Below are 6,766 nucleotides of genomic sequence, written 5' to 3'. Positions count from 1 at the left end.
CGCGCTTGAGGTCGATGGCCAGCATCTCGCCCGGGCCCAGCTTGCCCTTGCGGATCACCCGCTCGGTCGGCACTTCCCACACGCCGGCCTCGGAGGCGACCAGGAAGTGACGGTCGGAGGTCAGCAGCCAGCGCGCCGGGCGCAGGCCGTTGCGGTCCACCGTGCAGGCGGCATAACGGCCATCGCAGGCGACGATGCCGGCCGGGCCGTCCCAGGGTTCGGAATTGAGCCCATGGAACTCGTAGAACGCGGCCAGGTCGGCATCCTTGTATTCCAGCGACTGGGTTGCCGGCGGCACCAGGATGCGCAGCGCCTGGATCAGCTCCATGCCACCGGCCACCAGCAGCTCGAGCATGTTGTCCATGCTCTGCGAGTCCGAGCCGTGCATGGAGATCACCGGGTCGAACTGGGCGATGTCAAAGCGCTCGCTCTTCCATACCTTGCTGCGCGCCTGGGCCCAGCGCCGGTTGCCCTCGATGGTGTTGATCTCGCCGTTGTGGGCGAGCATCCGGAACGGCTGGGCCAGCTTCCATTCGGGGAAGGTGTTGGTCGAATAGCGCTGGTGGAACAGGGCATAGCCCGAGGCGACCAGCGGGTCGTTCAGGTCGATATAGAGCTGGCCCAACAGTTCGGCGCGGACCATGCCCTTATAGACGATGGAGCGGGCCGACAGCGAACAGATGTAGCAGCCCGACAGGCCGGCTTGCTGGACGGCAGCCTCGATGCGGCGGCGGCACAGGTAAAGCTCGCGCTCGACGGCCTCGCCGTTGGTGTCGGCCTTATAGAGGGCCTCGGGCACCGCCAGCATGATCTGTTCGATCTCGGGGCGGGTCTGTTCGGCGCGGGTGCCGACGACCGACAGGTCCAGCGGCGTCTGGCGCCAGCCATAGATGTAGAAGCCCGAGCGGATGGCCTCGGCTTCGACGATGGCGCGGGCGCGGTCTTGGGCGCCAAGGTCGGTGCGCGGCAGGAAGACCTGACCCACGGCAATCGGGCCGGGGCGCAGGGATTGGCCCACGGCACGGACCTGTTCGGCAAAGAACTCCTGCGGGATTTCGATCATGATGCCCGCGCCGTCGCCCGACAGGCCGTCGGCATCGACCGCGCCACGGTGGGCCACGGCCTTCAGCGACTGGATGGCCATGTCCACAACCTCGCGGCGTGGCTTGCCGTCGATGGCGCAGACAAGGCCGACACCGCAGGCATCGCGTTCGGAGTTCGGGTCATAGGAACCAGCGGCGACCAGCTCGACGCGCGCGGCTTCATACTGGCTCAGCCAGTTGGCGTTGTTTTGCTCACTCATGCTGCGGCTTCCTCGGTACGCGCGCGCAGGTAACGGTCGATTTCGGCAGCGGCGTCCTGACCGTCGCGCACGGCCCAGACGACGAGGGAAGCGCCGCGCACGGCGTCCCCTGCGGCGAACACACCTTCAAGGCTGGTGGCGAACCCGCCACGGGCGATCTGAATGGTGTTCCAGCGAGACGTCTCGAGAGAGGCGTCCAGCTGTTCGGTGAAGTTTTCCGGCTCGAAGCCCAGAGCTTCGATCACCAGATCGGCGGCGACGTCGAAATCGCTGTCGGCGACAGGCACGATCTCGCGGCGGCCCGAGCTTCCTGCCTCCGACAGGGCCATGCGCTGGGCGCGGACGGCGCTGACCGTCTCGCCCTTGGACATGAGGGCCTTGGGCGCAGCCAGCCATTCGAAGGTCACGCCTTCTTCCTCGGCGTTTTGAACCTCACGCGCGCTGCCCGGCATGTTGGCACGGTCACGGCGGTAGAGACAGGTGACGCTGGACGCGCCCTGACGGATGGCCGTGCGGACGCAGTCCATGGCCGTATCGCCGCCACCGACGACAACCACCTTCTTGCCCTTGGCGGTCTCGGCCTCGACGTTGTCACCCAGATCGCGCTTGTTCTGGGCGATCAGGAAATCAAGTGCGGGCAGGGCATCATCGGGGCCGCAACCCGGAATGGACAGGCGACGGGCCTGATAGACACCCATGGCCAGCAGCACAGCATCATGCTGGCCGCGAAGCTCGTCCATGGAGATATCGGTGCCGACCGAGGTGTTCAGAACGAACTTCACCCCGCCCTCGACCAAACGGTCGATACGGCGCTGGACGACATATTTCTCCAGCTTGAAGCCGGGGATGCCGTACATCAGAAGCCCGCCTGCACGGTCGTGGCGGTCATAGACGGTGACCTGATAGCCCGCGCTACGCAGACGGTCGGCGGCGGCCAGGCCAGCGGGACCTGCGCCCACAATGGCGACCGATTGGCCGCGTTCGGCGACGGGGCGGATAGGCTCGACCCAGCCGTTCTCGAACGCCTGATCGGCGATCCAAGCCTCGACCGAACCGATGGTCACTCCATCCCAGCCCGACTGCTGAAGCGTACACGCGCCTTCGCACAGGCGGTCCTGCGGACAGATGCGACCGCAGATTTCGGGCATGGTCGAAGTGAGCGAAGCGGTCTTCCACGCCTCGCGCAGATCGCGATCTGCCGAAAGGGCCAGCCAGTCCGGAATATTGTTCTGGAGCGGGCAGGCGTTCTGGCAGAAGGGCACGCCGCAGTCGGTGCAGCGCGACGCCTGTTTCTGACCGGTTTCCACGTTCGGTTTGAGTGTGATCTCGTTGAAATCACGCACGCGATCAGCCGCGGCCTGCTTTGGCAGGGAGCGGGCTTGAACCAGGAAACCACCGGGATTGGAACGACCACCTTTTTGCATGTGCACAGTTTGGCCGCTAATCGTCGTTATCGCAAATATTTTTCCCATATATCCGCTTTTTATAGACCAAAGTGCATAATGAGTGCGTTTTGAGAATGGATATCAGAAATTATTTTCTATTCAATATTGCATTGCGGCATAAATAAAGCAGGGCTTTCGATGTTCTTCGATTAAGCTTGCCTACCCGCGTTTCGTCACAACAACACCTAAGCGTGTACTTTGGAGTGTGGAACGCGAAGCTGGCGGTTGTGTTGAGCCTTGAGGTTCAGGTCTGGCACAATCGAGGGTTGGCTATGTCGCGGATTGAAAAGGGACGGAGCGTTGGCTCCAGCCTGACACGGATTCTGGGTGTGGTGATCGGTTTGATCGGCCTGACCCTGGTTATAGGCGGGGCCCAGCTGATGATGGTCGGCGGTTCTGCCTATTATCTCATCACCGGCATATTGATGGTGATCAGCGGGCTGCTGATTGTATTGGGCCGTTTGTCGGGGGCCCTGCTCTATACCCTTATTGTCATCGGCACGGTGGTGTGGGCTGTGTGGGAAGTCGGCCTGAACGGCTGGGCTCTGGTTCCGCGCCTCGTGGCACCGATGGTGCTGCTGTTCTTTGTCATCCTGTCGATTGGCGCACTCAAACGCGAAGGCGGCACACGAACCGTTCTGGTGGGTCTGGCCGCATGGGTACTGGTGCTGCTTGTCGGCGGCGGTGTTGTGGTGGCCAATAACCGTGCCGGTGTGATGAATGCTGTGCCCGGTGCCGGGCAATCCCTCATCGGTGATCCTGCTCTGGCCAAGGTCGGGGCGGACTGGCCCGCCTGGGGCGGCAGCGACAGCGCCCAGCGCTACTCTCCGCTGGCCCAGATCACGCGTGACAATGTGAAGGATCTGAAGCGGGCGTGGACCTTCCGGACCGGCGACCTGCCCGAAGAACGTTGGGGGGCAGAGACAACGCCGCTGAAGATCGGCGACACCCTTTATCTGTGCTCCGCGCGGAACAAGCTCTTTGCGGTTGATGCCGCTACCGGTCGCCAGAAGTGGACCTATGATCCCAAGGTGTCCGACGACGACATTCCCTATACGGCGGCCTGCCGCGGCGTGACTTATTTTGCCAAGCCCGCCGCCGATGCGGCCCAGCCATGTGCCACCCGCATCATCGAAGGTACGCTGGATGGCCGCCTGATCGCGGTGGATGCCCGCACGGGTGCCCCCTGTCAGGACTTTGGCACCAATGGCGCGGTCAGCATCAAGCACGGCATGGGCGATCCCTATCCGGGCATGGTGTCGATCACCTCGGCCCCTGTCATCGTGCGCGGCATTGTAGTCACGGGCCATCAGGTGCTGGACGGACAGAAGCGCTGGAATGCGTCCGGCGTCATTCAGGGCTTCGATGCGGTGACGGGCGAGCTGCGCTTCGCCTGGGACATGATGCGCCCCGACATCACCACCCTGCCGCCCGATGGCGAGACCTATACGCCGGGCACGCCCAATATGTGGACAACGGCCACGGCGGACGAGGCGCTGGGTCTGGTCTTCCTGCCGATGGGCAACTCCTCAGCCGACTATTATTCGGGCGAGCGCCGCCCGGCGGAGAATGAGTATTCGACCTCGCTGGTGGCGCTGGATGTCACCACGGGCAAGCCGCGCTGGCATTTCCAGACTGTGCACAAAGACGTCTGGGACTATGACCTCGGCTCGCAGGCTACGCTGGTGGATATGCCGGTCGGCGGACAGACGGTGCCTGCGGTGATCCTGCCGTCCAAACAGGGCGACATCTATGTGCTGGACCGCCGTACCGGACAGCCCCTGCACGAGATCGAGAATATCAAGGTGCCGCAGGGCGGCGTCGAACCGGCCCAGCGTACCCCCACCCAGCCGACGTCGCTGTTCCACACCCTGCGCAAGCCCGATCTGACCGAGCGGGACATGTGGGGCATGTCGCCCATCGATCAGATGGTGTGCCGCATCCAGTTCCGTCAGGCCGCCTATGAGGGCTTCTTCACTCCGCCGACGGCGGATCGCCACTGGATCCAGTATCCCGGCTACAATGGCGGTTCGGACTGGGGCGGTATCGCCATTGATCCGGTGCGCGGCGTGATCGTTGCCAACTATAACGATATGCCGAACTACAACCGTCTGGTGCCGCGTGCGAAGGCCGACCAGTTGGGCTGGTTCCCGCGTGACGACCCCCGCTACATCGAGCGTGAAAAGGAAGCCGCCAACAGGGGCGGTAGCCTGACCAAGTCCAAGGCCGAAGGCGCGGGCGATCCGCAGATGGGCGTACCCTATGCGATCGACGTGAACGCGGGCTGGCGGATGAAGTTTACCGGCCTGCTGTGCAAACAGCCGCCTTATGGCGGTATCCGCACCATCGACCTGCGCACGGGCAAGACCCTGTGGGACCGCGCTTTCGGTACGGCCCGCAAGAACGGCCCGTTCGGCATCCCGTCCATGCTGCCGCTGGAAATCGGCACGCCGAACAACGGCGGCTCGGTGGTGACGGCGGGCGGTCTGATCTTCATCGCCGCGGCGACCGATGATCTGATCCGCGCCATCGACATCGAAACCGGCAAGACCGTTTGGCAGGACGTCCTGCCCGCCGGTGGTCAGGCCAACCCGATGATCTATGAACAGAATGGCCGCCAGTATCTGGTCATCATGGCCGGTGGTCACCACTTCATGGAGACCCCGCGCGGTGACTATGTGATCGCTTATGCTCTGCCCCAGAGGGGCTGAGCATAGGCTTTATGCTTGCCCCTATCGCCCTTTGGGCTACTTGAGGGGCGAAATTATTAGGGCATAAATGGGAAAGGCCGGAGTTTTGCTCCGGCCATTTTCTGTGGGATTGGCTTTCAGGGTCTGGTCTGGCCTTGGCCGCGCACCACGTATTTGAAGGTGGTCAGCTGTTCGGCACCGACGGGGCCGCGGGCGTGCATACGGCCTGTGGCGATGCCGATCTCTCCGCCGAAGCCGAACTCGCCGCCGTCGGCATACTGGGTCGAGGCATTGTGGACCACGATGGCGCTGTCCACGCGGTTCAGGAAGGTGGCGGCGGCGTCCGCGTCATCGGTCACGATGGCCTCGGTGTGGCCCGAGCCATAGCGTTCGATGTGGGCGATGGCGTGATCCAGATCGTCCACCACGCCTACGGTGATGATGGGGGCCAGATACTCAGTCGACCAGTCCTCGTCCGAGGCGGGCACAATATCGGGGACGATAGAGCGAGCGATCTGTCCGCCGCGCACTTCGCAGCCCTTGGCGTGAAGGTCGGCTGCGATCAACGGCAGAAGCGACGGCGCGACCGCCCTGTCGATCAGCAGGGTCTCGGTCGCCCCGCATACCGACACGCGGCGCATCTTGGCATTCAGCACCAGTGCGCGGGCCATGTCCGGATTGGCGGCGGCGTGGACGTAGGTGTGGTTCATTCCCTCGAGGTGGGACAGGACCGCAACCCGGGCCTCGGACTGGACGCGTCCGACGAGGCTCTTGCCGCCGCGAGGGACGATCAGGTCGATATTACCCTCCAGCCCCGACAGCATCAGGCCGACGGCGGCGCGGTCAGGCGTATCGACCAGCTGGATCGCATCGGCGGGCAGACCTGCCTCTGCCAACGCCTCGCCGATAACGGCGGCGATGGCCAGAGACGACTGCAGACAGTCCGAGCCGCAACGCAGGATGGCCGCATTGCCCGATCGGATGCACAGGGCCGCGGCGTCTGCCGTCACATTGGGACGGCTCTCATAGATGATGCCCAGCACACCGATGGGGGTACGCACGCGGGCGATATCCAGATTGTTGACCGGCGCGGTCCAGCGTTCGGTCTCCACGCCCAGCGGGTCCTGAACACCGGCGATGATGTCGACAGCGGCGGCGATGCCTTCGACGCGCGCGGGATTGAGGGCCAGACGGTCCAGCAGGGCCTCGCTCATGCCATTGGCGCGGCCAGCGTCGAGGTCGCGCTGGTTGGCGGCAAGGATCGGCTCGACCGCGCCGCGCAGCTTCTGTGCCAGAAGCGTCAGGGCGCGGGTGCGGACCTCGGGCGC

At 64.2% G+C, this 6,766-nt stretch carries 3 protein-coding genes and 1 pseudogene; 1 reads left to right on the top strand and 3 read right to left on the bottom strand.

Translation table 11 applies throughout. The features are described 5' to 3' along the window. Nucleotides 1-1,303: pseudogene (locus B3H86_RS04090) on the bottom strand (glutamate synthase large subunit); the annotation flags it as partial. Continuing rightward, a complete protein-coding gene (locus B3H86_RS04085) occupies nucleotides 1,300-2,727 on the bottom strand; it encodes an NAD(P)-dependent oxidoreductase (RefSeq protein ID WP_292051331.1) in 1,428 nt (475 codons plus the stop codon). The pseudogene B3H86_RS04090 and the gene B3H86_RS04085, both read right to left, overlap by 4 nt. Nucleotides 2,728-3,020: 293 nt before the next feature. Between B3H86_RS04085 and B3H86_RS04080 the strand changes: the two genes are divergently transcribed. Further along, nucleotides 3,021-5,459, top strand: coding sequence for a membrane-bound PQQ-dependent dehydrogenase, glucose/quinate/shikimate family (locus B3H86_RS04080; RefSeq protein ID WP_292051330.1), 2,439 nt, complete (start codon nucleotides 3,021-3,023; stop codon nucleotides 5,457-5,459). 116 nt (nucleotides 5,460-5,575) lie between these two features. Here the strand turns inward: B3H86_RS04080 and B3H86_RS04075 are convergent. After that, nucleotides 5,576-6,766, bottom strand: a 1,191-nt coding sequence (locus B3H86_RS04075; protein WP_292051329.1) for a glutamate-5-semialdehyde dehydrogenase, incomplete at its 5' end; no start/stop codon positions are given.

Source organism: Brevundimonas sp. UBA5866 (assembly GCF_002432125.1).
In the GTDB taxonomy this organism is placed as follows: Bacteria; Pseudomonadota; Alphaproteobacteria; order Caulobacterales; family Caulobacteraceae; genus Brevundimonas.
This window is presented reverse-complemented; position numbering and strand designations above follow the sequence as displayed.

Coding starts and splice junctions, on each gene's coding strand:
- B3H86_RS04085 (WP_292051331.1), bottom strand. CDS start 2,727: ATGCAAAAAGGTGGTCGTTCCAATCCCGGTGGTTTCCTGGTTCAAGCC.
- B3H86_RS04080 (WP_292051330.1), top strand. CDS start 3,021: ATGTCGCGGATTGAAAAGGGACGGAGCGTTGGCTCCAGCCTGACACGG.